Origin of the sequence: Rhizobium indicum (genome assembly GCF_005862305.2) — a bacterium.
GTDB lineage: Bacteria > Pseudomonadota > Alphaproteobacteria > Rhizobiales > Rhizobiaceae > Rhizobium > Rhizobium indicum.
On sequence record NZ_CP054021.1, the window covers coordinates 4,361,661 to 4,386,724 of the forward strand.

General features: G+C 56.8%; 22 protein-coding genes, 1 other RNA gene and 1 pseudogene. 16 read left to right on the forward strand and 8 right to left on the reverse strand.

Going from position 1 to position 25,064, the window contains the following annotated elements:
• Positions 1-47 precede the first annotated feature (47 nt).
• Positions 48-410: a transfer-messenger RNA gene (gene ssrA, locus FFM53_RS21125) on the reverse strand.
• Positions 411-521: 111 nt separating this feature from the next.
• Between ssrA and FFM53_RS21130 the strand changes: the two are divergent.
• From FFM53_RS21130 to FFM53_RS21155, 6 genes and pseudogenes are all read left to right on the forward strand, one after another.
• Positions 522-1,049: pseudogene (locus tag FFM53_RS21130) on the forward strand (thymidylate synthase); the annotation flags it as partial.
• Positions 1,050-1,187: 138 nt separating this feature from the next.
• Entirely contained in the window at positions 1,188-2,096 is a 909-nt protein-coding gene (locus FFM53_RS21135; protein ID WP_138387102.1) for a thymidylate synthase, read from the forward strand.
• Positions 2,097-2,372: 276 nt separating this feature from the next.
• Positions 2,373-4,895, forward strand: a complete 2,523-nt coding sequence (locus tag FFM53_RS21140) for a hypothetical protein (protein ID WP_138387103.1) — start codon at positions 2,373-2,375, stop codon at positions 4,893-4,895.
• A 169-nt stretch (positions 4,896-5,064) separates the two neighbouring features.
• On the forward strand, positions 5,065-6,918 hold the full coding sequence (locus FFM53_RS21145) for a hypothetical protein (RefSeq protein ID WP_138387104.1): 1,854 nt from the start codon (positions 5,065-5,067) through the stop codon (positions 6,916-6,918).
• Entirely contained in the window at positions 6,915-7,481 is a 567-nt protein-coding gene (locus FFM53_RS21150) for a hypothetical protein (RefSeq protein WP_138387105.1), read from the forward strand. Before FFM53_RS21145 ends, FFM53_RS21150 begins: the two co-directional genes overlap by 4 nt.
• Positions 7,478-9,142, forward strand: a complete 1,665-nt coding sequence (locus FFM53_RS21155) for a site-specific integrase (protein WP_138387106.1) — start codon at positions 7,478-7,480, stop codon at positions 9,140-9,142. Before FFM53_RS21150 ends, FFM53_RS21155 begins: the two co-directional genes overlap by 4 nt.
• Positions 9,143-9,533: 391 nt before the next feature.
• Here the strand turns inward: FFM53_RS21155 and FFM53_RS21160 are convergent, their stop codons facing one another.
• Positions 9,534-9,728, reverse strand: a complete 195-nt coding sequence (locus FFM53_RS21160) for an ImmA/IrrE family metallo-endopeptidase (protein WP_246413020.1) — start codon at positions 9,726-9,728, stop codon at positions 9,534-9,536.
• 141 nt (positions 9,729-9,869) lie between these two features.
• On the opposite strand from FFM53_RS21160, the gene FFM53_RS21165 reads away from it, so the two are divergent.
• Positions 9,870-12,173 (forward strand): P-loop ATPase, Sll1717 family, encoded by a 2,304-nt coding sequence (locus tag FFM53_RS21165; RefSeq protein ID WP_138387107.1) that lies wholly within the window; start codon positions 9,870-9,872, stop codon positions 12,171-12,173.
• Positions 12,174-12,590: 417 nt separating this feature from the next.
• On the opposite strand, the gene FFM53_RS21170 is transcribed toward FFM53_RS21165, so the two are convergent.
• From FFM53_RS21170 to FFM53_RS21185, 4 genes are all read right to left on the reverse strand, one after another.
• Positions 12,591-12,854 carry a hypothetical protein gene (locus tag FFM53_RS21170; protein WP_138387108.1) on the reverse strand — a complete coding sequence of 88 codons (264 nt, stop codon included), beginning with the start codon at positions 12,852-12,854 and terminating at the stop codon, positions 12,591-12,593.
• Between the two features lie 4 nt (positions 12,855-12,858).
• Positions 12,859-13,671, reverse strand: coding sequence for a non-homologous end joining protein Ku (gene ku, locus FFM53_RS21175; protein WP_138387109.1), 813 nt, complete (start codon positions 13,669-13,671; stop codon positions 12,859-12,861).
• Between the two features lie 11 nt (positions 13,672-13,682).
• Positions 13,683-14,591: a non-homologous end joining protein Ku gene (ku, locus tag FFM53_RS21180; protein WP_138387110.1), complete on the reverse strand. Its 909-nt coding sequence runs from the start codon at positions 14,589-14,591 to the stop codon at positions 13,683-13,685.
• Positions 14,592-14,652: 61 nt separating this feature from the next.
• Positions 14,653-14,847, reverse strand: a complete 195-nt coding sequence (locus FFM53_RS21185) for a hypothetical protein (RefSeq protein ID WP_138387111.1) — start codon at positions 14,845-14,847, stop codon at positions 14,653-14,655.
• Positions 14,848-14,915: 68 nt separating this feature from the next.
• Here FFM53_RS21185 and FFM53_RS21190 point away from each other — a divergent pair, with 68 nt between their 5' ends.
• Positions 14,916-15,098, forward strand: a complete 183-nt coding sequence (locus FFM53_RS21190) for a DUF3606 domain-containing protein (protein ID WP_130673810.1) — start codon at positions 14,916-14,918, stop codon at positions 15,096-15,098.
• 148 nt (positions 15,099-15,246) lie between these two features.
• The gene (locus FFM53_RS36410) at positions 15,247-15,483 is read left to right on the forward strand and encodes a hypothetical protein (protein ID WP_131645326.1); all 237 of its coding nucleotides are present in this window, start codon (positions 15,247-15,249) and stop codon (positions 15,481-15,483) included.
• Here the strand turns inward: FFM53_RS36410 and FFM53_RS21195 are convergent.
• Positions 15,443-16,327, reverse strand: a complete 885-nt coding sequence (locus FFM53_RS21195) for a hypothetical protein (RefSeq protein WP_138387112.1) — start codon at positions 16,325-16,327, stop codon at positions 15,443-15,445. The two genes, FFM53_RS36410 and FFM53_RS21195, sit on opposite strands and share 41 nt — an antisense overlap.
• A 218-nt stretch (positions 16,328-16,545) precedes the next feature.
• On the opposite strand from FFM53_RS21195, the gene FFM53_RS21200 reads away from it, so the two are divergent.
• Together FFM53_RS21200 and FFM53_RS21205 are read left to right on the forward strand one after the other, a co-directional pair.
• Positions 16,546-16,746, forward strand: coding sequence for a dehydrogenase (locus FFM53_RS21200; RefSeq protein WP_245509974.1), 201 nt, complete (start codon positions 16,546-16,548; stop codon positions 16,744-16,746).
• Positions 16,743-17,078, forward strand: a complete 336-nt coding sequence (locus FFM53_RS21205; protein ID WP_245517740.1) for a hypothetical protein — start codon at positions 16,743-16,745, stop codon at positions 17,076-17,078. The genes FFM53_RS21200 and FFM53_RS21205 overlap by 4 nt, the downstream gene beginning before the upstream one ends.
• A 162-nt stretch (positions 17,079-17,240) precedes the next feature.
• Here the strand turns inward: FFM53_RS21205 and FFM53_RS21210 are convergent, their stop codons facing one another.
• A complete protein-coding gene (locus FFM53_RS21210; RefSeq protein ID WP_138387113.1) occupies positions 17,241-17,594 on the reverse strand; it encodes an RT0821/Lpp0805 family surface protein in 354 nt (117 codons plus the stop codon).
• Between the two features lie 272 nt (positions 17,595-17,866).
• Here FFM53_RS21210 and FFM53_RS21215 point away from each other — a divergent pair, with 272 nt between their 5' ends.
• From FFM53_RS21215 to FFM53_RS21235, 5 genes are all read left to right on the forward strand, one after another.
• Positions 17,867-18,316 carry a hypothetical protein gene (locus FFM53_RS21215; protein ID WP_138387114.1) on the forward strand — a complete coding sequence of 150 codons (450 nt, stop codon included), beginning with the start codon at positions 17,867-17,869 and terminating at the stop codon, positions 18,314-18,316.
• A 100-nt stretch (positions 18,317-18,416) separates the two neighbouring features.
• Entirely contained in the window at positions 18,417-19,166 is a 750-nt protein-coding gene (locus tag FFM53_RS21220; protein WP_138387115.1) for a sulfite exporter TauE/SafE family protein, read from the forward strand.
• 441 nt (positions 19,167-19,607) lie between these two features.
• Entirely contained in the window at positions 19,608-20,363 is a 756-nt protein-coding gene (locus FFM53_RS36415; protein WP_138387116.1) for an ImuA family protein, read from the forward strand.
• Positions 20,284-21,798, forward strand: a complete 1,515-nt coding sequence (locus tag FFM53_RS21230; RefSeq protein ID WP_138387117.1) for a Y-family DNA polymerase — start codon at positions 20,284-20,286, stop codon at positions 21,796-21,798. The genes FFM53_RS36415 and FFM53_RS21230 overlap by 80 nt, the downstream gene beginning before the upstream one ends.
• Positions 21,795-25,058, forward strand: a complete 3,264-nt coding sequence (locus FFM53_RS21235; RefSeq protein ID WP_138387118.1) for an error-prone DNA polymerase — start codon at positions 21,795-21,797, stop codon at positions 25,056-25,058. The genes FFM53_RS21230 and FFM53_RS21235 overlap by 4 nt, the downstream gene beginning before the upstream one ends.
• Positions 25,059-25,064 lie beyond the last annotated feature (6 nt).

The following is a 25,064-nucleotide window of genomic DNA, read 5'->3' on the forward strand; positions in this document are numbered from 1 at the left end:
CGAGTCACGTTTTTAAGCAACATACATGATTTCGGCGGCAGGGAGAAGGTGAAGGCTTCTGTTGCCAGGTGCCTTCGGACCCCGCCTAGAGGTGCGAACCACTAGGACTTTATTTGAAGTGTCACACCGCGATTAAGCAGCGAGACGAGCTTCCGCATAGTTGTCGTTTGCAACTACAATTTTAGCCCGATAACGGCGGTACAATGCCGAGCAAAAAGACGATCTTTACACCCTTGTCGATCCTGTTTCGCCCCCATCAAAAGCCGGCCTTTGAGGCCGCCGGTTTTTGGTGGAGGCGCCGGGTACCGCCCCCGGGTCCAATAGGTTTATTACACCGCTCATTTATCGCCATAGCCGACCCGAAAGCCGGCAAGGCTGATATAGTGGTTTCCTCAGCCCAAGGAAAGGGCAAACGTCATAAAAGCGTTATGCGACCCATCAGAAACATTGGGAAAATACCCGCCGGTGATTGGTTTCCCGGTTCCGAGGGCTTAAATTGGCCGAAACGGAATCAGCGCGACATGAAGCAATATCTCGATCTCTTGAATCATGTGATGGAAAAGGGCTCCGACCGGGGCGACCGCACCGGCACCGGCACGCGCTCGGTCTTCGGTTACCAGATGCGCTTCGACCTCGAACAAGGCTTCCCCGTCCTTACCACGAAGAAGCTGCATCTGCGCTCCATCATCCATGAGCTTCTCTGGTTCCTGAAGGGCGAGACGAATATCCGCTATCTCAAGGAGAACGGCGTTTCGATCTGGGACGAATGGGCCGATGCAAACGGCGATCTCGGGCCGGTCTACGGCGCCCAGTGGCGCTCCTGGCCAGCGCCCGACGGCGGCCATATCGACCAGATCGCCAATCTCGTCAAAGGCATCGTCAACAATCCGAATTCGCGCCGCCACATCGTTTCGGCCTGGAATCCGGCCGAAGTGGACGAAATGGCGCTGCCGCCCTGCCATTGCCTGTTCCAGTTCTATGTGGCTGACGGCAAGCTTTCCTGCCAGCTCTACCAGCGCTCGGCCGATATCTTCCTCGGCGTGCCGTTCTTTCCCATAATGTCGACCGGTAGCACGCAAGTAATTCATTGAATTATCAGCGATAATTCTCATATCGTCAAGATACCGGTATCTTCGCCGAAACAGCTTAACGCGATAGTAATTAAACCACAGCGCTTGGGGCAATCCATGACCCGTCATCCAGAAAGTCAGTATCTCGGTCTCCTTCAGCGTGTTCTGGATTCCGGAGACCGCCGGATGGACCGGACCGGTGTGGGTACTGTCAGTTCGCTTGGCGCTATGATGCGATTTGATCTCTCGGAGGGTGATTTTCCAATATTCACGACGAAGAGGGTCTATTGGAAGCTCGCGGTCAAAGAGATGATCTGGTTTCTCACCGGAGGCACGAATATACGACCGCTTCTTGCCGAGGGGGTGAGGATATGGACTGATTGGCCGCTAGCAGCGTACCGGCGGGCTACGGGCGAAGAGATCAGTCAGCTAGATTTCGAGCAGCGTGTCCTCGGCGACGAAGGGTTCGCTATGCAGTGGGGCGATCTCGGTCCAGTATATGGGAAACAGTGGCGGGCGTGGGTGGCATCTGACGGCACGATCCATGATCAGGTGGCCACGCTCATCAACGATCTAAAGGTCAATCCCTCAAGCAGGCGTCTCATTTTTCACGCTTGGAACGTGGGCGAACTGCCCAAAATGGCACTCGCGCCTTGTCACATGGTGTACCAATTCCACGTTTCGGGGATAGGCTCGCGCCCGCGATTGAATCTCATGGTATTCCAGCGTTCCTGTGACCTTTTCCTCGGTCTGCCCTTTAACGTGTGCCAGCAAGCCGCACTACTGCACATGATTGCGCAGCAAGTGGACATGGAAGTGGGTGAACTTGTCTGGACGGGTGGCGACGTTCACATCTATTCCAACCATTTCGAACAGGTCCGGGAGCAGCTCAGCCGTGATCCACGGCCGTTCCCCAAACTCTCAATCAGCCGCCGGGCTTCCGACATCAACGACTTCACGATCGGAGATTTCAGCGTTACCGGGTACGAGCCTCATCCGCCAATAGCCGGAGATGTCGCAGTATAGCTTTATGTTTTACCTTGAAACGCGAGCACGGGATGCTGGCGAATGGGCTGGCAATCAAAGACGTCATCCAAGTCTTTAATTTCCGTGCTTTGCTAAAAAAGGAAGACTTCAACCATGCTATTCGGTATTGACTTAATAGAAGACTCCGAGCGTTAGTCTTTCTGCGGTTAGTCCTGCGTCGAATTTTTCATGTTGCGGATTTTATATTGGCCAGGATTCCTGTGTAACGAATAATTAACGAATTTGACTTCTGATTTCCGGCATCGGTGTTGTTCGATGGCGGCGGATATGAAGTTGCTTGCGAAATCGTTATTCAAAAAGGAGGGCCGCACTCGCCGGGCTGGTAGCGGCGATCTCACCCATCTGGCGTCAAGGGGGCCGGAGGCGGTCCTAGACGATGTCAGTCAGGGCGCATGGGGGCGAGAGAGGATTCGTCAATTTTTGGACGGCGCTCCGTCGTTCAACTTGGTGCCTTACACTGACCACGGATTCGTCAATCAGACCGAGCTCGCTCGACAGCTTGGCTTGTCTCAAGCTTGTGTGTCGAAAAACCAGGACCTCATTCGCGAATTTGAAGACAGGACAGCGGACGGATATGCCAACGACAGGCTGGCCAAGCTGCGTGCTTTTATCGATCAGGGCTTTCGCGATGGGACTTTGCACTATTCCACCCGCAAGTTCACGCGCGAACTATACGGCACAGCCAATCTAAAGGCCCTGCGCAAGGAGCTGGGTATACCCAGGCTCCATCAAGAGGCATTGGACCTTATCGCTTTGTTCGAGAATGAGAACATTACTCGTCTTCGAGCTGATCCCCTTTGCGCCGAAATCGAAGGACGGTTCTTTGCATTTAGCGGTCTCTGCGATCTCGGATATCCTCTGCCTTACGTTGAAAAAATGGCCGAGTCTTTCCGAAAATCATATTCGGAAGTGAAGGGACCGGAGGCCGGTCGATACCACCTCGCTCTTATGAAGCTGTTCACCTGGCTGAAGCATCAGGACAAGCTAGTAACTGCTGTAGCCAACAACATTCACATCAGAGGAGCTGTTAAGGACGTCGATTGGCTATATGTGCTGATGCAGTATAGAGACAGTGTCGATGAGGAGAGCCAACCTCGATTAGTTTCGGCGGTTAACAATCTCAGCCGCAGTCTCGCTGTCACCGGTCTCGTGCCATGGCTCGCTCGTGGCATCCCTGATGAGCGACGCAAGGCACCCACGGGCACCATCAAGTCTTTCGCAGAAGTTGCTACGACGCTGGTCGAAGGCCACGAGTCTACAGTCGACGGCTTTATGGAGTTCATCGAGAATTTCACCAATTCCGACAATCTCTCGTTGTTTGCGGAAGCCGATCGAGTTGATTCCAAGAATTTCTACGCGGCCCTGAAGCAGGACTTCCTTATCAACGGCAAAGAAGGTCCCCTTGAAGTGGTGGCTGCCACCCGCACTCTGATTGAAAAGAGGCAGGGTCTTTTCAACGAGCGGTTCAACACGCTGATCGCCGAGGGGGTGCAGACGCTGGAAGAGGGAGACCGCCTCGCGTCTCTTGGGGAGGACCCGGACCTTTATTGGGACCGTCTTTGTGACGGTGAATTGAATCAGGGCGAAAGATCACGCCTGATCAGAGAGTTTTTCCCGAACCCAGATACAGAAGACCGCACAGCCTTGAAGAACATTCTTAGGCTTGTCCGGGACAAGTTCAAAAGGAAAGCTCCGCTCGAAGGCGAGGAGGCAAGTTGGTTTTTCAAGAAGCGCTATCAGGAAATTGCACCATCCAGCGAGATTCAGGCCTACCTGCTTCCGACCAATGCCCTGATGTTGGCTTGCGCGTCGATATATTTCCAGGGGTCGGGCGTCAACCTTCCGGTTGGGCGCGGGTTACTGGAAAAATGCTACCAACCGTCTAATGACAAAAACTACCGCCGGGTGGTGGGCTTCAAGGCGAAGGCAAAAGGGAAGCCTATCATATACTATTTCGAGGTGAGGTCTGATGAATGCCTTGCTTTGGAAGTCGCACTGAAGTGGGGCAAGTATCTTAGGGATGTTGCTCCCCCAGAACATAAAGGCCTGATGTTTTTGCAGAAGGTTGGGCCACGGATACAACCGATCAATCAGTATGGGCTTCGAACGTTCTTCGAACAGCAGCGCAAGACGATCGAAGGGCTTGAGCAGGTTGCCTTAACTCCGCAGATGTGGAGACCTACGTTGCTTCTCCTTGCCGCGATCGACAGCGGCGGAAAGCTCGGCGTTGCCCTTGCGCTGGCTCAACATACCGAAGGCGTCAGCGGACACTATTATGACCGACTGCCGCTACGGCTAATGCACGAAGTCCGGCTCCGCTATTTCAAAGAGCTTCTGGAAGCGGCTGTAGTACACGCGGTCCCGGGTTCCCCTGCTTACATTGGGTTAGACCCCAAAACGATTGACCGGAGGCTCGCCGAAGCGATTGACGTCGGGATCGGCATAGCTTGCGCTGATCCTTATGAAAAGTCCGCCGGCCAGTCCATTTGCGATACGCTCGACTGCTTCCGATGCAAAAAAATGATGATCTCGATCGACGCTGAATCCCTATCATGGTTGATCATCTGGCGGAGTTCCCTCGAGCAGGCCGAGGGCGATTGGGTGAGAGACCACCCGGACCGCTGGGAAGAAGAGTTCCTTCCTTTCTTATCCCTCGTCGAGGTGGTCGAAGAGCTCATGCAGCCCGCGATGTACCTGCCGATCTGGCTAGAGGCGGAAGATATCGCCGGTCAAAGGTTAGAGGACCCTAATTTTCAAGCCTATCAGCCTTGGAGTTGAGATGAGAAGTCGAGAAAAACTTTTGATCGAACCAGTACGTCAGAGCTTACTTGCAGCTTCCTCCGAGCGCTCTGCAAAGTGGATGAGGGGTAGCAGCTACGGCGCTTCAAAATGGACGGTTTACGATGACTATGGACCGGGCTGTGCGACCCTAGACTTCGAGTTTAGAATGCCTGATGGCCGCTGTCTTATGCAGAGCCCAAATTGGCTTTCAGCCGCGCGAGAGTTCACCTTCTGGATTCGAGCGGGGCCTTATGTCAAGTTGAAGGATGCCGTGACCCATCAACGCTGGCACCGCATAGGCCTTAATACCGTTCATGGTCTCGCTCTCAGAGGGTTTAAATCCCTCGAACAGCTCACGGAAGACAACCTGGAGGATTACTTCGAGGAATCTGTTGTGATGGGCGTTGATGGCATTCTCAACGTCGACGGCCGGACTAATGCTCTATTGCTGCCGTTTCACACCATCGAGGATGTGCCAGAAGAGTTCCTGATTAGGAAACCGGAACTAAAGTTGAACGCAGTAGCGGTTGCGAAAGCATGCAACCTTCCTGCCTCGGTCGTAAGTTTGAAGGCCTTTCATTCCAAGCTACGCGTACATCTCGAACGCTTGACACCTCGGCGCTTGTCGCGGGAGGCCGAGGCCGAGTCCGACGGGATGGAAGGGAGTGTGCTTTCCGCCGGCTCCTTGTACGATTTCATATCGTACTTCGAAGCGCAACACGCGCTGCGAGATGTAATGAACTGTCCTACCATCAGGTTCAATCCTTTCATGGAGGAAACGCCGGCCGAGATCGCAAAGCGTCTCGGCCGAGCTGGCAGGAAAACACCGATTGCCCCTCACCACTTGATGATCCGATTATTTGAGGGGTGCACAAAGATTCTGGTGAACGACTGGGACGATATTCGAGCGGAATACATTCGAGCAGCCCGAGCCTATCTCAATTCGACTGTCAGTTGGTCGGCAGTGTCGCAGGCTCGCTCGAAGGTCCTTCACGTAGCGAACGCGTGCTTTGTTTTAATCAGCGGCTTTACCGCACGTCGTCCCGGCGAGGTCCGGCTGTTAGAGCGTGATTGTTTGGCTGGCAACAACGAAAAGGGGTGGTGGCTCAAGGTCACCATAATTAAGAACCACGATCACACGAAAACTTGGGTCACAATACCCAACATTGTGGCACGTGCGGTCAGCATTCTAATAGAAATCGCTGACTTCCACGCAGATGAAGCACGAACAGACAAACTTTTTGTCATTTACGCCCCCTCAAAAAAACGGTTCGTAGAGCTGACGGTATGTAGGGGGATCACAGAGTTTGCCCGCAAACTCGATGCCGTTTCGTACGTGGAAGACGGCGTAAACAAGGAATGGCTTTGGTATCCGCGCCAGTTCCGCCGCTTCTTCGCGGTTGTCTTCTTTCATAGGTTCAACGGTGGGATGGAAACCCTCTGCCACGAGTTGCGGCATTGGAGCGTTGATCAGGCGCGGGGATACGCGACGCTTGACACGGAGGCGGCTCGTTACTGGCTCAAGACGGAACAGGAATTCAAGCGTCACGTTGCCACTACAATTGCGAACGACGAAGAAGAGTTAACGGGGCCGCTAGCTAATCGTTACCGGAAGCTGTCGGAGCGCTTGAAGCGGATGTTACGAGGCAAAATAGTCCCGGTGGACCAAACAGCTGCAGAGATGATTGTCCGCCATATGGGCCGCGAGGCAAATGTGTTCACTGTTAACGCGTGGAGCACATGCGGGTGCCCAAATTCACAGAAAGGCACCGACAAAGCAAATTGCCGCAAGGGTGGAAAAGGGCAAGGCTTAGGCGCTAGTCTAAAGGACGCGGGGACGTCGGTCTGTGGTGACTGTCCTTGGAGCATGCAGAATGCAGCGCAGCGGGAGTATGTCGCGCGGGACGCCGCCAAGACAAGGGAAATCCTTGAGAACGATTGCCGCCCTCAGAATATTTTTAAGATGCTGCAGGAGCGTCGCTACTTGCGTCTGGTCGAGTTTGTGGAGGACGCAGCATGATCAAACGGACGAGGCGAATTCGAACAGCTGAGAGGAAGAAGAGACGTGTGTTCGAAGGCTCGATGGAACAGCGACTACGTTCTAGGATTGATGTTCTCGAGCAATTGAAGCCCGAAGATATCACTCCCGAACTTTGGGAGAAAATGGGAAGCCTCGAGGCCGTGAGAAACTGGGAATCTCAGGAATATGGCATTCAGCCGATCGGTTCGAAAAAGAAGTACACAACAATAGATGCGGATTTTGGTGGAATGGTCGTTCTGTTGCAGCGTGAAATCAACCGTCTTCGACCGCCTCCGGCGAGTGTCACTCCCGGTCCCAGAAAGCCGCTCGCGGTACAGCTCGTCGAAAGTAAACTAGCACGGGAAGTGCTCGCCACGCGTCTGGGCGTTGCCAAAAAGGACCGACGTCGTCTGTCGCAAGAATTGGGAAAGAAAACGAAAACCGCACGAGCGCAAGAAAAACTGATTGAACACTACGAGCAAAAGATCGATGCGCTTAGCCAAGAAAACAGGAACTTGAAAACCAGGCTCCTGGCTTTCGAAGGTTTCAAGGCTGTCCAATGAGTGTTTCGAACGCATCACTCAGCGCAACCTATAAACAACGACTGAAAGAACTCCGTCAGGAGCACGAGACAACGGCACCCATTGATCGTGGAAGGGTAATTCGCAAGTGGATAACCAAAGAGATAGCGTGCCATCCTTCTTTCTTGAGTACGTCCACCGTGAAGCCGTTTCTTGAAGAGTGGGATTCCGTCCGAGGGGGGAAGACGGCGGCTGACAAAACCACCTCGGAAATACCGGCAGCGAAACCGGTGCATCGAGATGCCCAGTTGGACGAGCTCACCATCGAACGCATTCGGCGCGAGCAAGCCCGGAAGTTTCGCGACGCGATTGAGTGGGGAGAAGCCCGCGTGGGTCGTAAGACCCGAAAGTGTCCCGAAGTCACTCTCAATGACGTCTTTCAAGAAGAGATTTACAGCTGGCAATGCGTTCGGGCAAGAATCGAACTACCAGACTCTCTCTGGGACAGTGCAAAGATCATGTTGCAGTTTTTTCGGTGGCTTCGCAAAAAGAGGCTTCACTGGGTCGACGTGGACGACGAGATTATTCTCGAGTTCCGGGAGGAGTTGCGAGCAAACGGCGACACAAAGGCCCACGTCAATAAAGTCATGGGCGTCATCCATTCCTTTTATCGGCACCAGGAACTTTCCGGTCGATTGAGATACAGAGTTCAGGTGTACGAACTGAATGCGCTACCCGAGGAATTGCGCGATTACCAATTCCCTATCACCAGTGAACTTCGAACGCGTGTGTCAAAACGTGGCGCTAAAACGAGCGGCTGGGCATCGCCTTGGTTGCTCAGAGGTAAGGAAAGCTCGTACGGGAAAAAGGCAACGCCAACTGACGAGGTTATGGAGGCCGTTCATAAGCTCCTCCGTAATCAAAAACATGGACTAAGAAACTCTGCGATGTTGTCGGCTTACGAGGACAGCGGCGGAAGACGTAAAGAGGTTCAATCGATAAACGTCGGCCAATTGCCTTCTGTGCAACAGCTGCACACACTTTTGACAACCAACGACGAGTGGGTGATTGAGGTTACCCGCAAAGGACAGGACGAGCAGACGGGCGAAACCGCGCCATTGCGTTTCAGGCCCGCTACTATGATGCGATTGATGAGTTATGTTGAGGGTCCGCGCGCGGCGATTGTTCGGGGAACTGGCTCTGCGACGCAACAACTTTTCCTGAAAGACAACGGTGAGACCTTGAGGCTCGACAGCGTTACCAAGATTGTGACGAAGGTGCTTCGCGAGGCGGGATTTCCGAACAGCACCCTCCATAAGGTGAGAAGCCGCTTCATCAAAAAGAAAATCAAGACGCGTTTGGACACCGCTAGAGCGCACGCGGCAAAGATTGGTCCGGCTTCCAATTGGACGGAAACAATCCTTTCCGGTTCTGCCATCGACATGAACCACAGCACCACTGAATCTCTTCAACCGTACATGTACGACATTTTCGCAGAGGAGACTGCTAATGGGGGGCCGGATACCCTAGACAATATTGAGCACAAGATACTGGAAGCCAAGCGAACACTTGCCGATATCGAGACGCGTCTTGCGGGTCCCTTGGCGTTCGACCAGATACTCCGGAGAGTCGAACTATCACCGCGCCGAGATTTCATTCTCAAGCAGCTTCAGGTCCAAGCGGAGGAGCTTCTAAGGGCATAGGTGGGGTTGGTCGCAGAGGTTGAGGCAACTCTGTAAAGGTTGCCCGAGATTGGCAGGCGGCCAGTTGTGCGCCTTTAAGGCCTAGACGTGCAAGTACCGTATCGCCTTCTAGCGGCATTACCTTCCACCTAACCCTTCAGACGCACCCACTCATGGAAGTCGCATCCTCGATCGGGGCATACCACGCTAGGCGATACAAACCCGTCCTGCGACACGACGTGGTTGCGAAGCGTCAGCGTGTGTCCGTTGGGGCATGTGAGGGATGCCTTGAACAGGCGCGCCGTGGACGGATGACAGGGTGACCATCGTGACCGCTTGCCGTTTCGGTGGGAATAGGGAGATGGAGCTTGCTTTGAGAGCCGGGCTACGGGACGTCTCAGTAACGCGATCATCATAGCCGATGCAAGTTCATGAGCGTCGCGATCCTGATCGTCATCGCCTGGACGCTGACATGGTACGTCCTCGCCAGGTCCTTGATCATGGCTTCATCTTCAACATCGACGAACCGGTCGCGCAAATCCTGCTGAAGAAACTGCTGGGGCATTAAGAGGCTTGCCGCGAACGCGTTGGCCTCAACCTCTTCCACGTCAACCGCCGCAGACTGCAGCAGCCAAGAATGCAGATACGCAAAAAATCCTGTGTGTATTCCCACCCGAGCAAGGTGAAAACTCGCGAGATGGTAGCACTTGCAACTTGGCCTCAGTACAACCGAGCTGAGGAGTCGCACATGAAATCGTTTTTTGCTTACCCGTCATCTCAATCGGAAGTCGTCAAGGTCATACGGTCAGCAAAAGACCAGCTTGCCCGAAGCGGACTGCAATTCGATATCCAATTGTGGGAAGAAAACGAAATTTGCGGGCGTCCGCTGACTTCGCCGATTTTCGAGGGAATTAAAGACGCCGACTTTCTGATCGCCGATATAACCTCTCTGAACTTCAACGTTACCTTCGAGATCGGGTATGCGATCGGTTTGGGAAAACGGGTCTATCTCACCAGGAACTCGAATTTCCGCAGAACCGGCGACCTGATCGACAAGATTGGCATCTTCGACACGCTGGGCTTCCAATCCTACGCGGACCAGGATGATCTCAAGAAGCTGATCGCCGGATTTGATGGCAGCTACCCCATTCCGTTGCGAACGGTCCTCAACGTCCGATCTCCCGTTTACCTTCTGAGAACACCCCAATCGAATTCGTCCGAGCTTGCGATTATCAGCCGGGTCAAAAAGGCCAGGCTTGGTTTCAGGGCATATATGCCTTCGGATGATCCGCGATTGTCCGCGTCGCAAGCGATAGACGACGTCTCGGCGTGCTTCGGCGCGATCATAACGCTTCTGCCGCTCGATTTCGCGGATGCCGAAGTCCACAATATTAGGGCCGCCTTCGTCAGCGGACTTGCCCTCGGCATGGGGAAGCTTACGACCATCCTGCAGCCGAGAACGGGTCCGGCCCCGCTCGACGTTCGCGACATCGTCAAAACTGTCGCCTCCGACGATCTGATCACCGAAATCATTGGGGAGTTCGCACTGGACGTCACGGAGCGGCTCCAGGCCGACGACCCGCTGCCTCTTCCAAAGGGCAATTTCCTGGCCGAGATGTCCATCGGCGACCCAGTGGCAGAGAACGAATTCCAGACCCTCGGGAGCTACTATCTGCGGACCGATCAGTTTCAACGCGCGTCTCGCGGCGAGGTCAACCTAGTCGTTGGCCGCAAGGGTGCCGGCAAGACGGCACTGTTTTCCCAGCTTCGTAATGCGAAGCGTAACAATGTTCAGAATATCGTCGTTGATCTCAAGCCTGAAGGCTACCAGCTGATCCGCCTCAAAGAAGACGTTCTCGATTATCTGGCCGACGGTGCGCGAATGCACCTGATCACAGCGCTCTTCGAATACGTGTTTTATCTGGAAATTTGCTACAAACTCCTCGAGAAGGATCAGGATCGACACCTCCGTGACCCCCGGTTGTACGAGCTCTACAATAATCTCCAGGAAGTCTACAAAAGCGGCGCGGCGGGCGAGGGCGACTTCTCGGAGCGCCTTCAGGGTCTTTCCCGCGACTTGGCAGCATCGTTTCAGAAGCGCTTTGGGACCACCTCGGATCAGCGGCTAACTGCAGCGGAGGTGACGGAGCTGATCCATAAACACAACATACGCGACATCCGGAAAGCCATGTCGGACTATCTGAGCGTCAAGGAAAGCGTGTGGGTGCTCTTCGACAACCTCGACAAGGGATGGTCGTCACACGGATTGACCGATGACGACATCCTTATCCTGCGAGGCTTGATTGACGCCGCGCGGAAAATCCAGCGGCAGATGCAATCGGAGAGGCACGACTTCAATTGCGTAGTGTTTGTTCGCAACGATGTTTACCAGCTCCTTGTCGAGGCGTCCTCAGATTACGGCAAGGAGAGCCGCGCAACTTTGGACTGGACGGATTCGGACTTGCTGCGCGAGATGTTGCGCAAACGGCTGATCTATAACTCGCTTCCTGATTCAACGCCGTTCGAACGGGTCTGGGCGCAAATCTGCATTTCGCACTACCAAGGCGAAGAAACCAGCCAGTTCATCATCGATCGATCTTTGATGCGTCCACGTAATCTGATTAAGCTGCTGAGCCACTGCCGCGGCTTTGCGGTCGGCATGGGGCGGGCGCGGATCGAAGAGGTCGATTTTGAGAAGGGACTCAAGGCCTATTCACTGGACCTCATCACCGAGGCCGATCAGGAACTCACCGACATTATCGGTCGTGACACCAACCTAATCTACCATTTCATCGGCGAGGGCGAGACCTTCACGGCCACACATCTCAAGGAGATTTTGGTGGGCGGAGGAATCAGCCAGGAGCAGCTGGAGAGCGTCACGAACTTCATGCTTTACTACGGATTCCTCGGAGTGAAAATCGGAGCCAATACCCCCAAGTTCATCTTCGACGTGGCCTACGACATGAAGCTGATCGGCGTTCTGATCATGAAGGCAAAGGAAGACATGGTCTACGTGCTCAACCCGGCCTTCCATGCGGGGTTGAATTTCTAAGGACGACGCGGGGCAGGCGTAGAGGGCGCGTCGCGCCCCAATCGAACTCCCCGGGATGTTTGTCGGTTTCTGTCATCGGGCGAAGTGCGCGGCATCTCCGGTAAGTCGATCCGGAACTCCAACCAAGCGGTTATGAGCCGCAGTCACCAACTAAGCCGAGGCTCCGGACCAACCGCCATATAGCGGACGGCCGCCGTCGACCCTTCCGCCCGATACCAATCGCTTTCGAGCAGGCAATTGGGTTCGTCCTCTCGGACGCCGGGGGGGCGTTGGTCTCGGACTTTGCCATGTGGAAGTAGATGGCCTTCCGCTCTGCAGCGTCAACGGCTACGCCAGGGCGGTAGGACTTATGCGCTACGGCTTCGCGTTTCGATCTTGCGTTGGCGTTGCAGGATCTGGGGGCCAAAGCTTTGGCAGCTAATGCCGGGTGTCCAGAAGTGGTTCGTCGTCGTCAAAGTTTCCATTGCTGGCGGCATCGTACGGGTTGATGCTCCGGCCGCCGCCACGCGTGCCATATGCCGTCAACTGAACCATGACCTCCTTCGCCCGCTCAATGGCCTCGTCTTCGCTTGCAGCGTGACCGTCCGCGACCTTGATCGAAACCTCTTCCCCGTCGTCGCCAACGAAATCTATCCGCCAGCCCGTTGTCTCGTGCGCAACCTTGGTTTCTAGCAAGTGCATGTGACTACCCGGCCTTCCTGTCTTTGAGATCGGCCTCGACGCTCTTCCGGAGCGCATCCATGATGTTGAACACATTCGACTTCGGAGCGGCTTCGGCAGCTTTCCCCTTCGCCGTTTTTTTCGGTTTCAACGCCTTTTTCTTCTCGTCGATGAGCCGCAGCAGGCTGGTCTGAATGGGATCGCTGACCATGTCCGGCGACCAGCGCGCGGTCTTCTGCTTGATGAGCTTCTGGACGAGCGGAATGAGATCGGGATCGGCCTGCTCGTCGATTTCCTCGAAGTAATTTTCCTCCGGCCGAACCTCGTCGCCGAAACGCAGCGTCCAGAGCACGATGCCTTCGCCGCGCGGCTCGAGGACAACGGCACGCTCTCGGCGGCCCATCACAAGCTTCGACACGCCGAAAACCTTGTCGGCCTTCATGGCATCCCTGATCACCGCAAATGCCTCGTTGCCGACGGCGTCGTCCGGCATCAGGTAATGCGGCTTCTCAAGGTAGATCCACTCGATGCTGTCGGCCGGGACGAACTTGTCGATGTCGATCGTCTTCACCGTGTCGAGCGCAACGGCATCCAGATCTTCCTCGGTGAGGATAACGTAGTCGTTCTCCCCGCGAGCGTAGCCCTTGGCTTCGTTCTCGTCCTTGACGGGCTTGCCCGTGACGGAATCGATGTACCGGGAGACGACGCGGTTGCCCGTCTCCTTGTTGAGTGTATGGAAGCGAACCTTCTCGCTTTCGCTTGTGGCCGGGGTCATAGCAACGGGGCAGGTGACCAGGGAGAGTTTGAGATAGCCTTTCCAGTAATATTTCGGAGCCATGACCTATCTCCCTAGCTGGCTTTGCGCTGCGGGGCAGCCTTTGAAGCGGCGGACTTCGCTGCCGCCCCGCGCGCGGCGCGCTGCCTCCCAGTGCCAGTGTTAGCGTTGGCGGCAGTGCGTTTCGGGTTGTCCGCAGCGGCCTTCAACATGCCTGCGCTCTCGCGGAGCGCGGCCAGCAGATCGTTGGGCTTCGAGACCTGCACCTTCTTCGGCTTTGGAAGCGACTTGCCTTCCAGCTTCGCCTTCACCAGGTCCGCAAGGGCGGCTTCGTAGCGGTCATCGAAGGTCGCCGGATCGAACTCGCCCTTCTTGGTGCTGATGATGTGCTTGGCGAGATCGAGCATCTCGCCCTCGATCTTGAGCTTGGGCATTTCCTCGAAAGCCTTTTCGGAGGAACGAACCTCGTAATCGTAGTTGAGCGTGCTGGCGATCAGGCCCTTGCCGTGCGGCCGTATCAGCACCGTACGCATTCGACGGAACAGGACGGTGCGGGCGATGGCCGCGACCATCGACTTCTTCATCGCATCGCGGAGAGCCGCGAACGCGTCTCCGCCCATCTTGTCGGGCGTGAGGTAGTAGGGCTTGTCGAAGTAGACGTCGTCGACGTCGGAGCAGGGGATGAACGCCTCGATCTCGAGCGTCTTGTTGCTCTCAGGGATCGCGGCGGAAACTTCCTCAGGATCGATGATGATGTACTGGCCGTTATCGATCTCGAAGCCCTTGGTCTGGGCTTCCTTTGGCACCGGATCCTCGGTCTCGCTGTCTATGAAGATGCGGTTGACCCGATTGCCCGTGGCCTTGTTGATGGTGTTGAAGGTGATGCGGTCGCTAGTCGAGGCTGCCGTGTAGAGAGCGACGCCGCAGCTTACCTCACCGAACTTCAGAAAGCCTTTCCACTGTGCACGCTGTCCTGACGGCATGACAAATTCTCCGAATCACTAATACGCGACTCAAAGACGTGTCAGGGTGATTCGTTCCGACTCAAAACGAATCATTTTTCAATACTTTACGGAATTTCTCTCCCAAATTGATTCCGCCGTCTCCACTGGTCGAATTGCGCCCGGCAGTGGTGGAAAGCGGTGGCGATTGCTTAGTTCGAGAGCCGCAGCAACCTGCTTCCTCCAGCACCATGCTTAGGAATTCCGCAGCCGCTTCAAGCGCAGCATCATGATCCACTATCTCCCGGGAACCACCGGAATCGTTGTGAGTTTCTGCTGCGGACGTTCATTCCGAGGAGAAGCCCGATGGCACAGACACCGACATCCCGCGGCCGCGCACAGGATCGAGCCCGCGTGGCCGGCGGCCAGGATCACGAGGTCAAGTACGAAGCAAAGAAGGAGGGCGTCTCGAAGGATGCCGTCAAGAAGGCCGTGAAGAGCGCTGGAAACTCACGGAAGAAGGTCGAGGCCGAGATTGGTCGCCGTTAGGCGGCCGAGCGGCGTTGCCCTGTCCACGGACGAGGCAGGTCCCCGTGGATGTCCTGTCTTTCCTAGTCTGGATCATGGCGACGCCGCTGTGTCGTAACGAAGCAGTCATAGCCACGCAGGCCTGCCGCCTCCATGTCTGGGGTAACGCATGTCCAAGTGCATACAGGAAGACCACCTGCTAATGTCGAAGGCGGTCCGTGAATGGTATCGGTACTACGAGGTGGAGTGGGACGATCAAGCGTCCTCGTTTTTGTGTGATGCCGCCATCGAACTCTACAACGAGGGCTGTCGCTCGGTAGAGGAGATGGCGACCGTTCTGATCGGCACTTACGTCGGGCTGGCCGCTACGCGCGTAAACGCGCCGTCTTCGAGCTCAGTGCATTGACCGGCCAATTCAGATCGGGCTGAACTCGACGAATTCGCACTGCATGTGATCCGACCGCGTCTTCATCCAGTCGTAGACATATTCCCCCTGGTCGATTGCCGAGCAGCTCATTCCAGGCAACACGGTACCGGATGGATTGGTCGCCGCTTTCCGAGCGATGTACCGCCAGAACATGCCCGAGGTTTCGGACTGGTCCTTCTCGATACGAGAGAGTTGGACGACACCGCATGGACCTTCGGGATGATACGACCCAAGCTCCACCATTCGTGAAGTCGGAGATCCAGACGAACTCCTGCGTGAACGGGTTCGAGCTGACCTGGCAGGTCCGAAGATCCTTCGCGTGGTCGGCCCTGGTGATCTTCAGGAAGTTCTCCTCGGTCGGATGATCGCACATGCCTGCGAGAGCGCGGAACGTGTCGAGCATACTGGGGTTCGCCTTCGCGTCCTCTCGCAGACGGACCATGCCTTCCTTAAACTTCGCGGCATCCGTCGCGATTCCAGGATTGCGGGCGAGGGCGTCATCAATGGAAATCTGACCGGTGGCCATGCCGAGCCACGCGCCCATCATGTTGCATTCCTTGGGATCGGAGAATTCCTTCACAGCACCCGGATAGTTCTTGCGAGCTTCGTCGAGCTTCTTTTCCAGATCGGCTGCCTTCGCCTTCTTGCGAACAGCCGTCTGAAGGAACTCGCACCGGAGGCGCTGCTGGCCCGCCTGAAGCTTGCAGCTATACGTCAGCGAGGAATCCTCCTGCTGGTTATAGAGCATGCCATTGGTGGGATAGTCTGTGGCGACGGCATCGAACGCCACCATTCCAACTGCAAGCATTATCAGCGTTTTCATCGATTTTCCCCCGTGCTCAACTTTGCTCCGGCAGGAAGGGGAATTCAAGCCTCAGGACACGCCGCATCTTGTGACCTACTAAGGTTCAACGGATCCTTGCCACGACTCGTTCTGGTGTCTAGCTTTCGGTGCTCGCGCTGTCGCGCCGTTGCATAGGCCGCTTCGCTGCCGCAACATTGTCTCTGGGCATGCTCTTCCTGAACTGACGAGGACTCGACATGCTTGCCGAACGTCATATGACACCGGAATCCAACCCCGTCGACGCAGCGATGGCCTGGCACGGAGGGGATCCGCGCGCAACCATCGATGCTCTGCTCAAGGATCGTGAACGGCTGTGCGAACAGCTCGCAATCGCTCGGGCATGTATCAGCAAAGGTTATACGCGCGGTTGGCTGCCCGGCGCTGAATTCGAGGGATGATGACGATAACTGCGGAGACGAGCAGCGTCCCGGGGTTCGTCGCAGAACTCGTAAGGGCGGCGAATGAAGTCGACCGCCTGACCGCGAGCGAAATCGAGAGCTTGTTGGTTCGTGCGATGACCACGGTGCGCGATCTGCGCGAACAAGCTGGCATCCCTGGAAGTGGTACCGAACACGATGCAATCGTCCGTCTGGACATCGCGGCAAAAGGCGTCGTCACATTTTCCCAAACGAATATCTCGGCATCCCTTCGGGAAGCCGCAGATTTGGTCCGAACACTCTGGATCATCGTCGACAGTGGGACGGTTGTGACCTTAAAGCCGTCTCGGTAAACCAACAGCGATCGTCCTTGATCGAGTTCAGTGCGACCCAGGCTAGTAGCTCCCCGGGTCATGGGGCCGGCCGTTGCGATGGACATGGGGTTCTTGCGACTGATCGTTTGTCCGAAGAGAGCACGGCGAAGATGTCCTTGACGCGAGACCGGACGTAGAGCGCTATTGCGCACCCAGTTTCCAACTATCCCCGGATGGGCAGGCCACGCCGTTGAAGCGCGTGATGCCGTCGAGAGATTGCCGACTGGTTACAAAACCGCGACATCCGTCAGGCCCATCGTTACTGGCATCGATCTGTTCGATAACACCCGCGCTGCCCGTCGATGGGTTCGCCCAAGCAAGCGCCGTTGCACCGACGGCACTGTGACCCACCGTATCTGCGATCACGGCTTGATCGGTCAAAGGCGTCTGGTGCTGAATTGCTGACTGGGCGAGGGGCGTCTCAAGCGGGTCGATATGCGAGCATGCCGCCAAAGCCGCGATACTGATTGCCGAGATGGAGTGCTTCAGATTCATCGGTCGGATAAAGCGCTTTGCTTATTGTGTTTCAAGTTACTTATGGTTCACGATGTTGCGAGGTCTGAAGAAAGCGCATCGCTTTGAGACGGCGCGAACGTGTTCTCCAAAGGGGCAAGAGACCTTCAATGAGCACGGCCGGACAATGATCTCTCCGCGTTTGAACCGTTCGCGACGATTACCTCTATGACCAAGTCTCCGTTGCTCGTTCAGCCGACACTCATTAATCTCGCCGTCTGACCGAAAGGTCATTATTGAAATGCAGCGATTCGATGGCCATTCTCTTCAAAACAACAATCAGCGAAAACTCGGCATTCGCGATGATCGAACGGTCACTGTCAGGCCCTTACCAATATGACGGTTACCTCAATGTCGTTCGCGATGCGGGCGAGACGGCATTGTCTTGGGGGCCGGCAATGCATGCCGAGGAGTTCAAGGCAGAGGTCAGCCAAATCCTACGGCAGACTTGGGATGCTGCCCGCTTCTGGGTCATCTATGAGCGCCGCGACGACCGGGGGGATCCAAAAGGGACTGAGATCCGTAACGCGGCTTTCCGCCTGACGCGCGGATACAGCGGCGTTATCGTTGTCACGCTCAGCCTCCTTGGCAAGCGCGACAGCGCCAATGACCTGGAACTCGTCTTCGTCTGCTTCGAGCAGGATTTTCACAGAAGAAATTTTCGCGTGCGCTACGAGGGCAAGCCAATACCAAACCAGGATTGATGTTGCTCTTCTGAACGCGCAACGGCGTGCGGCGATTTGTCGGCGGCATTGGACGAGAGGCTCGGCCGGACTCAGGCTTGGGGGCTAAGGCGACCTGAACATGTACGATATCATGCTTCTTTTCCTTGCTGGCCTGTTAGCAGGTAGCATGAATGCGTTGGCGGGCGGCGGGTCGTTCGTATCCCTGCCTGCGCTGATATCGGTCGGAGTGCCGTCGGTAGCCGCAAACGCGACAAGCACCTTAGCCTTGTTTCCCGGCGGCATGGCGAGCTCGTGGGTCTACCGTGACGGGGTTAGGAGTGTGTGCGGTGTCAATGTCGTGCCCATTGCTATCGTGACGGTTGTGGGTGGTGTGGCCGGAAGCATTCTATTGCTGCTAACCCCATCGAGGATTTTCGATGGTATCCTGCCATGGCTTTTGCTGGTGGCGACATTGATGCTGGCGGCAGGTCCGAGGGTCAGCGCCGTATTCCGGACGCAGGCACGTCCGAGTGTTCTGACCTTCGCAACGGTTCAATTCTTTCTCGGTCTTTATGGCGGCTATTTTGGCGGCGCGGTGGGTCTTATGATGCTTGCGGCATGGAGCGCGCTCGGGGGCGGGGCCATCAAGAGCCTGAATCCGACAAGAATGGTGATGGTCACTGCCGCCAACGCGGTCGCCGTCGTCGTCTTCGTGGTTGCTGGGGCAATCGTATGGCAGGAGTGCATTCCCATGACGATTGGAGCCGTTATCGGCGGATGGATCGGAGCCCACATCGGACGTAGGCTGCCATCATCGGTCGTTCGGGTGCTAACCCTCACGGTCGCCTTTTTAACGACCGCGGTGTTCTTTTCGCGAGCTTACCTTTGAGCGGAGGTCCGGCACCCAGCGAGGCAGGCTTTAACCCCGGAACATCCAGCTTTGGATGTCCCAAAAACGGGAGCCAGCGCCCGACAGTCGGCGTGGCCTATCGAGAGATGGCCGCCATGCACCGGGCGGCCGCAACCGCCTACGGCACCACTGGCTCCCGGGCAGCCAATCTTTAGAGTTGGTTCTTCGAGGCGACAACGTCGCGGAGCGAGATGAATTCACCGTAGGTATTTTTCTTCGATGACTTTTCAGTGGCTGTGGACGGTTCCTCGTTACGAGATTGAATCCATTCGTCCTTCCGCTTCAGCAGCATGGGGAAAGGTTGCAGTTCGCGGAGCACTCGCCAGCATATGTACATTGACTCACATTGCCCAAAGGAACAAATAGAGAACGTACTCGCTTTCGAGTGAGATGAAAACCTGATTTTGAAGAAGGCTTCGAATGGCGCAGAACGGCGCGAACCCCATCATTTGCGATCTTCGAGACCGCATCCAGCATCTCGAAGGCGCGGTGGCTCGCCCTAAAACGGTCCTGCCATTTGGTGTTTCCGAGATCGATGAGCGGCTTCCGGGCGGCGGACTGGCATATGGCGCGATCCACGAATTCGCCGGAGGTGGGGCAGGGTCGGTTGATGGGGCCGCAGCCGCGCTTTTTGTTGCCGGTGTCGCGGCCCGTACCAAGGGCAAGGTGGTTTGGTGTCTCGCTCGCCCTGATCTTTTTGCCCCGGCGCTGGCACAGGTCGGCCTCCACCCTGATCGTGTGATCTATGTCGAAGCGATCCGTGAGGAATATGTCCTCGAAGCCTTCGAAGAAGCCTTGAGGTTCGGAGGGCTTGCAGCTGTCGTCGCCGAACTGGTCCGGTTGCCGATGGTAGCTTCGCGCCGCCTTCAACTTGCCGCCGAAGGGTCCGGGACCATCGGTCTGGTGATCCGACGATGGCGGCGGCAGACCGAGGCCGGAGATTTTGGGCATCCGACAGCTGCGGCAACACGGTGGCGAATATCGGTTCTGCCGTCCGAGCCGCTTCGGGTTCCAGGTATCGGCCGGGCGCGATGGCTGGCGGAACTGATCAGGGTCAAGGCAGGTGAAAGTGCGGATTTTGAAGTAGGTGCATGTGATGCCCAGGGTCGTATCAGTCTTTTTTCCGACGCTGGCAACGGATCGGATCAGACGCGCCGATCCGTCCATACCGGCTGAGAGCCCGCTCGTCGTTGTCGCACGGAGCGGCTCGAAACGCTGGCTGTCGGCCGTCGATCAGAACGCAGCAAAGGTCGGCCTGCACGTTGGCATGGCAGGCGCAAAAGCACAGGCACTTGTCCATGGCCTGCATATGGTTGACGCCGATCCGGCGGCCGATCTTGCTGCACTCGAACGCCTGACGCTCTGGGCGCTGTCTCAATATTCACCGGTTGTGGCAACCGATCCTCCTGATGGCATCGTCATGGACACGGAAGGGGCCGATCATCTGCAAGGCGGCGAAGAGCTGATGCTGTCCGGTCTCGTGAACCGGTTTCTTGCACGCGGTCTGCCAGCACGTGCTGTCATTGCCGACACCTGGGGAGCCGCATTCGGGCTGGCGCGGTCCATGAGGGCTGAGACGAAGGTTATTCCAACATGGAAGACGGCCGACGCTGTTGTACGACTTCCCCTCTCGGCATTGCGGTTGAGTGCCGAGACGATTGTCGGCCTGCGCACGCTCGGGTTCAAAACGGTCGGCGAACTGGCTGCGACACCGCGTGCGCCACTGTCCCTTCGCTTCGGTCCGGAGATCGGCCGTCGTCTCGACCAGATGTTCGGCCGCGTAGCAGAGCCCATCGATCCCATCCGCTGTCCGGAGATCATCGAAGTCCATCGTGCTTTCGCCGAGCCGATTGGCGCTGCTGAGACCATCGGAAAATACATCTCGCGGCTCGTGACCAAGCTCTGTCTCGAACTTCAGGCTAAGGGGCTTGGTGTCCGGCGCACCGATCTCATTATCCACCGCGTTGACAACACCATTCAGGCGCTGCGGGCGGGGACGGCAAAGCCGGTGCGAGATGTCGTCTGGCTGACGAAACTCCTCCATGATCGCATCGAGAGGATCGATCCCGGCTTCGGTATCGAGAAGCTCAGCCTTGCCGCAACGATGGTCGAGCCGCTGAAGGACAGGCAGATGGTTTCCGGTCTTGTGGAGGCAGCCGACGTCGACGTTACCTCGCTGATCGACGTATTGGGTAACCGTGGAACACAACGCATTTATCGTCTGGCACCAGTGGCCAGCGACGTTCCGGAGCGCTCGGTACAGCGGGTCTCACCGGTTGCCGAGGAAGACGGCCAGACGTGGCCGATGATCTGGCCGCGCCCGGTGCGCCTGTTGGACCGCCCGGAACTCATCGAGGTGATCGCGCTGCTCCCCGACCATCCTCCCGTTTCCTTTACCTGGCGCGGCAAGCGTCGGCGTGTGAAGCGAGCTGACGGACCCGAGCGCATCTTCGGGGAATGGTGGCTGCGAACATCCGAATGGACCGCCGTCCGCGACTATTTCACCGTCGAGGACGAGACCGGCGAGCGTTACTGGATTTACCGATCAGGTGACGGCGTTGACGCGGACACGGGCTCCCATCGGTGGTTTATTCACGGGACTTTCGCATGAGATACGCCGAACTCCAGGTCACAACGCATTTCAGCTTCCTGCGTGGCGCATCCTCGTCCGACGAGCTGTTTGCCACCGCCAAGGAACTCGGCATCGAAGCTCTCGGCATTGTCGACCGGAACTCCTTGGCCGGTATCGTTCGAGCACTGGAAGCGTCGCGAGCGACCGGTGTCCGCATGGTCGTCGGCTGCCGCCTTGATCTGCAGGACGGCATGTCGATCCTGGTCTACCCGACGGATCGTGCGGCCTATTCGCGTTTGACGCGGCTGCTGACCCTCGGCAAGTCGCGCGGCGGCAAGGCGAAGTGCATTCTGAACCTTGAAGACGTTGCACTCTACGCCGAGGGCTTGCTCGGCATGCTTGTTCCCGATCTGCCGGATGAGACCTGCGCTATCCAACTCCGAAAGATGTCCGAAGTTTTCGGAGACCGGGCCTATGTTTCACTATGCCTGCGCCGTCGACCGAACGACCAGGTTCGCCTGCACGAGATTTCGGACATGGCAGTTCGGCAAAAGGTCAAGACCGTCGTCACCAATGACGTGCTGTTCCATGAGCCGTCCCGCCGCCAGCTTCAGGATGTTGTGACCTGTATCAGAACGCGCGTGACAATTGACGATATTGGATTTGAACGCGAGCGCCATGCGGACCGGTTTTTGAAACCGCCGGCCGAAATGGAACGGCTTTTCTCGCGGTATCGCGAAGCGCTCGCTCGAACGATTGAAATCGTCGAGCGCTGTCGCTTCAGCATGGAAGAGTTGACATACCAATATCCGGAGGAGGCCATCGTTCCCGGCAAGACGACCCAGCAATCGCTTGAGCAGTTTGTATGGGAATGCGTGCCGAGCCGCTATCCGGAGGGCCTTCCAGCGCACGTCGAAAAGACCATCCGGCATGAATTGGCGCTGATCGAAACGATGCGATACGCACCCTATTTTTTGACTGTATTTTCCATCGTCCGTTTTGCGAGGTCCCAAGGAATCCTCTGCCAAGGGCGCGGTTCGGCCGCCAACTCCGCCGTCTGCTATGTCCTCGGTGTCACGTCCATAGACCCGGAAACCAACGATCTGCTCTTCGAGCGTTTCGTCAGCCAGGAACGCGACGAACCTCCGGACATCGACGTCGACTTCGAGCACGAACGCCGCGAGGAGGTCATCCAATGGATTTACGAGACTTATGGCCGCAACAAGGCCGCACTCTGCGCGACTGTGACGCGATATCGCACAAAGGGTGCCATCCGGGATGTCGGTAAGGCGCTGGGCCTGCCCGAGGACCTGATCAAGGCTCTGTCGTCTGGTGTATGGGCATGGTCAGAAGCCGTCGGCGAAAAGCAGGTCAGGGACCTCAATCTCAACCCTGACGACCGCCGTCTCGCATTGACGCTTCAACTGGCGCAACAACTGATGGGAGCCCCACGCCATCTCGGCCAGCATCCGGGCGGTTTCGTGCTTACCCATGACCGGCTCGACGACCTGGTGCCGATCGAGCCGGCCTCCATGGTGGATCGCCAGGTCATCGAATGGGACAAGGACGATGTCGAAGCCCTGAAGTTCATGAAGGTGGACGTGTTGGCGCTCGGTATGCTGACCTGCATGGCCAAGAGCTTTACGCTTCTCGCGCAGGAGAAGGACATCGATCTCGATCTCGCGACGATCCCGCAGGAGGAGCCCAAGACCTATGCGATGATCCGGAAGGCCGACACGCTCGGCACATTCCAGATCGAGAGCCGAGCGCAGATGTCGATGCTGCCGCGTCTAAAGCCTCGGACCTTCTACGACCTTGTCATCCAGGTGGCTATCGTCCGGCCGGGTCCGATCCAGGGCGACATGGTGCACCCCTATCTCCGTCGCCGGGAGGGCAAGGAGAAGGTCGAATACCCAACACCCGAACTGGAAGCGGTGCTTCACAAAACGCTGGGGGTGCCGCTGTTTCAGGAGTCTGCCATGAAGGTGGCCATGGTTTGTGCCGGTTTCACTGGCGGTGAGGCGGATCAGCTCAGAAAGAGCATGGCGACCTTCAAGTTCACCGGAGGCGTGAGCCGCTTCAAGGATAAGCTTGTGAACGGGATGGTCCGCAAAGGCTATACGCCGGAGTTCTCGGAGAAGACCTTCAGCCAGCTCGAAGGATTCGGCAGCTACGGCTTTCCGGAGAGCCACGCTGCATCGTTCGCCTTGATCGCCTATGCAAGCAGCTACATCAAATGCCACCATCCCGATGTCTTTTGCGCGGCGCTTTTGAACTCGCAGCCGATGGGCTTCTATGCTCCGGCCCAAATCGTGCGCGATGCCAGGGAACACGGCGTCGAGGTTCACCCGGTGTGCGTCAACCAGTCCCGTTGGGATTGCACGCTGGAACCAGTCGAGGGCTCGGACCGACATGCCGTGAGGCTGGGAATGCGGATGGTGCGTGGCCTTGCCACTGCGGACGTTGCTCGGATCGTTGCAGCCCGCGCCGATCAGCCATTCGATAGCGTCGACGACATGTGGCGTCGTTCCGGCATTCCGGCTGCATCGCTGGTGGAGCTTGCGGAAGCGGACGCCTTTCTGCCGTCGCTCGGACTGGAGCGTCGTGATGCTCTTTGGGCAATCAAGGCGCTTCGTGACGAGCCATTGCCACTGTTTGCGGCGGCTGCGGAGCGGGAGGCCAAAACAATTGCGGAGCAGCAGGAACCATCGGTCGAACTCAGGCAGATGACACAGGGGCACAATGTCGTACTGGACTACGGGCATACCGGGCTGACTTTGCGTGAACACCCCGTCAGCTTCCTGCGTCGGGAGCTCGCGGAACGCCGGATCGTCACCTGCGCGGAGACGAGGTCGGCCCGCGACGGCCGGTGGCTGATGGCGGCTGGCCTGGTTCTCGTGCGCCAGCGGCCTGGTTCGGCAAAGGGCGTGATCTTCATGACCATTGAAGACGAGTCAGGCGTCGCCAACGTCGTCATCTGGCCCAAGCTGTTCGAACGGTCAAGACGGATTGCGCTGGGAGCCCCGATGCTGGCGATCAATGGGCGCATTCAGCGGGAAGGCGATGTCGTTCACCTGGTTGCCCAGCAGTTGTTCGATCTGTCAGGAAGTCTGACGGGTCTTGCGGATCGCGATCTGGAATTCCGATTGCCGACCGGCAGAGGAGATGAGTTCGCTAACGGTACACCCGGCAGGCCGGATTCGCGCGAGCCGTCAGGTCAGGGAATGAAATCGCGGGATATTTTCATCTCGGACCTTCATGTCGATCAGCTCAAGTTGAAGAGCCGAAACTTCCATTAGGAGCGG

Excerpts from the sequence above, each read along its gene's own strand:
- FFM53_RS21220 (WP_138387115.1), top strand. The coding sequence starts at position 18,417 with ATGTACGATATCATGCTTCTTTTCCTTGCTGGCCTGTTAGCAGGTAGC.
- FFM53_RS21140 (WP_138387103.1), top strand. The coding sequence starts at position 2,373 with ATGGCGGCGGATATGAAGTTGCTTGCGAAATCGTTATTCAAAAAGGAG.
- FFM53_RS21195 (WP_138387112.1), bottom strand. The coding sequence starts at position 16,327 with ATGAAAACGCTGATAATGCTTGCAGTTGGAATGGTGGCGTTCGATGCC.
- FFM53_RS21230 (WP_138387117.1), top strand. The coding sequence starts at position 20,284 with ATGCCCAGGGTCGTATCAGTCTTTTTTCCGACGCTGGCAACGGATCGG.
- FFM53_RS21145 (WP_138387104.1), top strand. The coding sequence starts at position 5,065 with ATGCCTGATGGCCGCTGTCTTATGCAGAGCCCAAATTGGCTTTCAGCC.
- ku (WP_138387110.1), bottom strand. The coding sequence starts at position 14,591 with ATGCCGTCAGGACAGCGTGCACAGTGGAAAGGCTTTCTGAAGTTCGGT.
- FFM53_RS21205 (WP_245517740.1), top strand. The coding sequence starts at position 16,743 with ATGATGACGATAACTGCGGAGACGAGCAGCGTCCCGGGGTTCGTCGCA.
- FFM53_RS21210 (WP_138387113.1), bottom strand. The coding sequence starts at position 17,594 with ATGAATCTGAAGCACTCCATCTCGGCAATCAGTATCGCGGCTTTGGCG.
- FFM53_RS36415 (WP_138387116.1), top strand. The coding sequence starts at position 19,608 with ATGGCGCAGAACGGCGCGAACCCCATCATTTGCGATCTTCGAGACCGC.
- FFM53_RS36410 (WP_131645326.1), top strand. The coding sequence starts at position 15,247 with ATGTCCAAGTGCATACAGGAAGACCACCTGCTAATGTCGAAGGCGGTC.
- FFM53_RS21150 (WP_138387105.1), top strand. The coding sequence starts at position 6,915 with ATGATCAAACGGACGAGGCGAATTCGAACAGCTGAGAGGAAGAAGAGA.
- FFM53_RS21190 (WP_130673810.1), top strand. The coding sequence starts at position 14,916 with ATGGCACAGACACCGACATCCCGCGGCCGCGCACAGGATCGAGCCCGC.
- FFM53_RS21135 (WP_138387102.1), top strand. The coding sequence starts at position 1,188 with ATGACCCGTCATCCAGAAAGTCAGTATCTCGGTCTCCTTCAGCGTGTT.
- FFM53_RS21235 (WP_138387118.1), top strand. The coding sequence starts at position 21,795 with ATGAGATACGCCGAACTCCAGGTCACAACGCATTTCAGCTTCCTGCGT.
- ku (WP_138387109.1), bottom strand. The coding sequence starts at position 13,671 with ATGGCTCCGAAATATTACTGGAAAGGCTATCTCAAACTCTCCCTGGTC.
- FFM53_RS21155 (WP_138387106.1), top strand. The coding sequence starts at position 7,478 with ATGAGTGTTTCGAACGCATCACTCAGCGCAACCTATAAACAACGACTG.
- FFM53_RS21170 (WP_138387108.1), bottom strand. The coding sequence starts at position 12,854 with ATGCACTTGCTAGAAACCAAGGTTGCGCACGAGACAACGGGCTGGCGG.
- FFM53_RS21165 (WP_138387107.1), top strand. The coding sequence starts at position 9,870 with ATGAAATCGTTTTTTGCTTACCCGTCATCTCAATCGGAAGTCGTCAAG.
- FFM53_RS21215 (WP_138387114.1), top strand. The coding sequence starts at position 17,867 with ATGGCCATTCTCTTCAAAACAACAATCAGCGAAAACTCGGCATTCGCG.
- FFM53_RS21200 (WP_245509974.1), top strand. The coding sequence starts at position 16,546 with ATGCTTGCCGAACGTCATATGACACCGGAATCCAACCCCGTCGACGCA.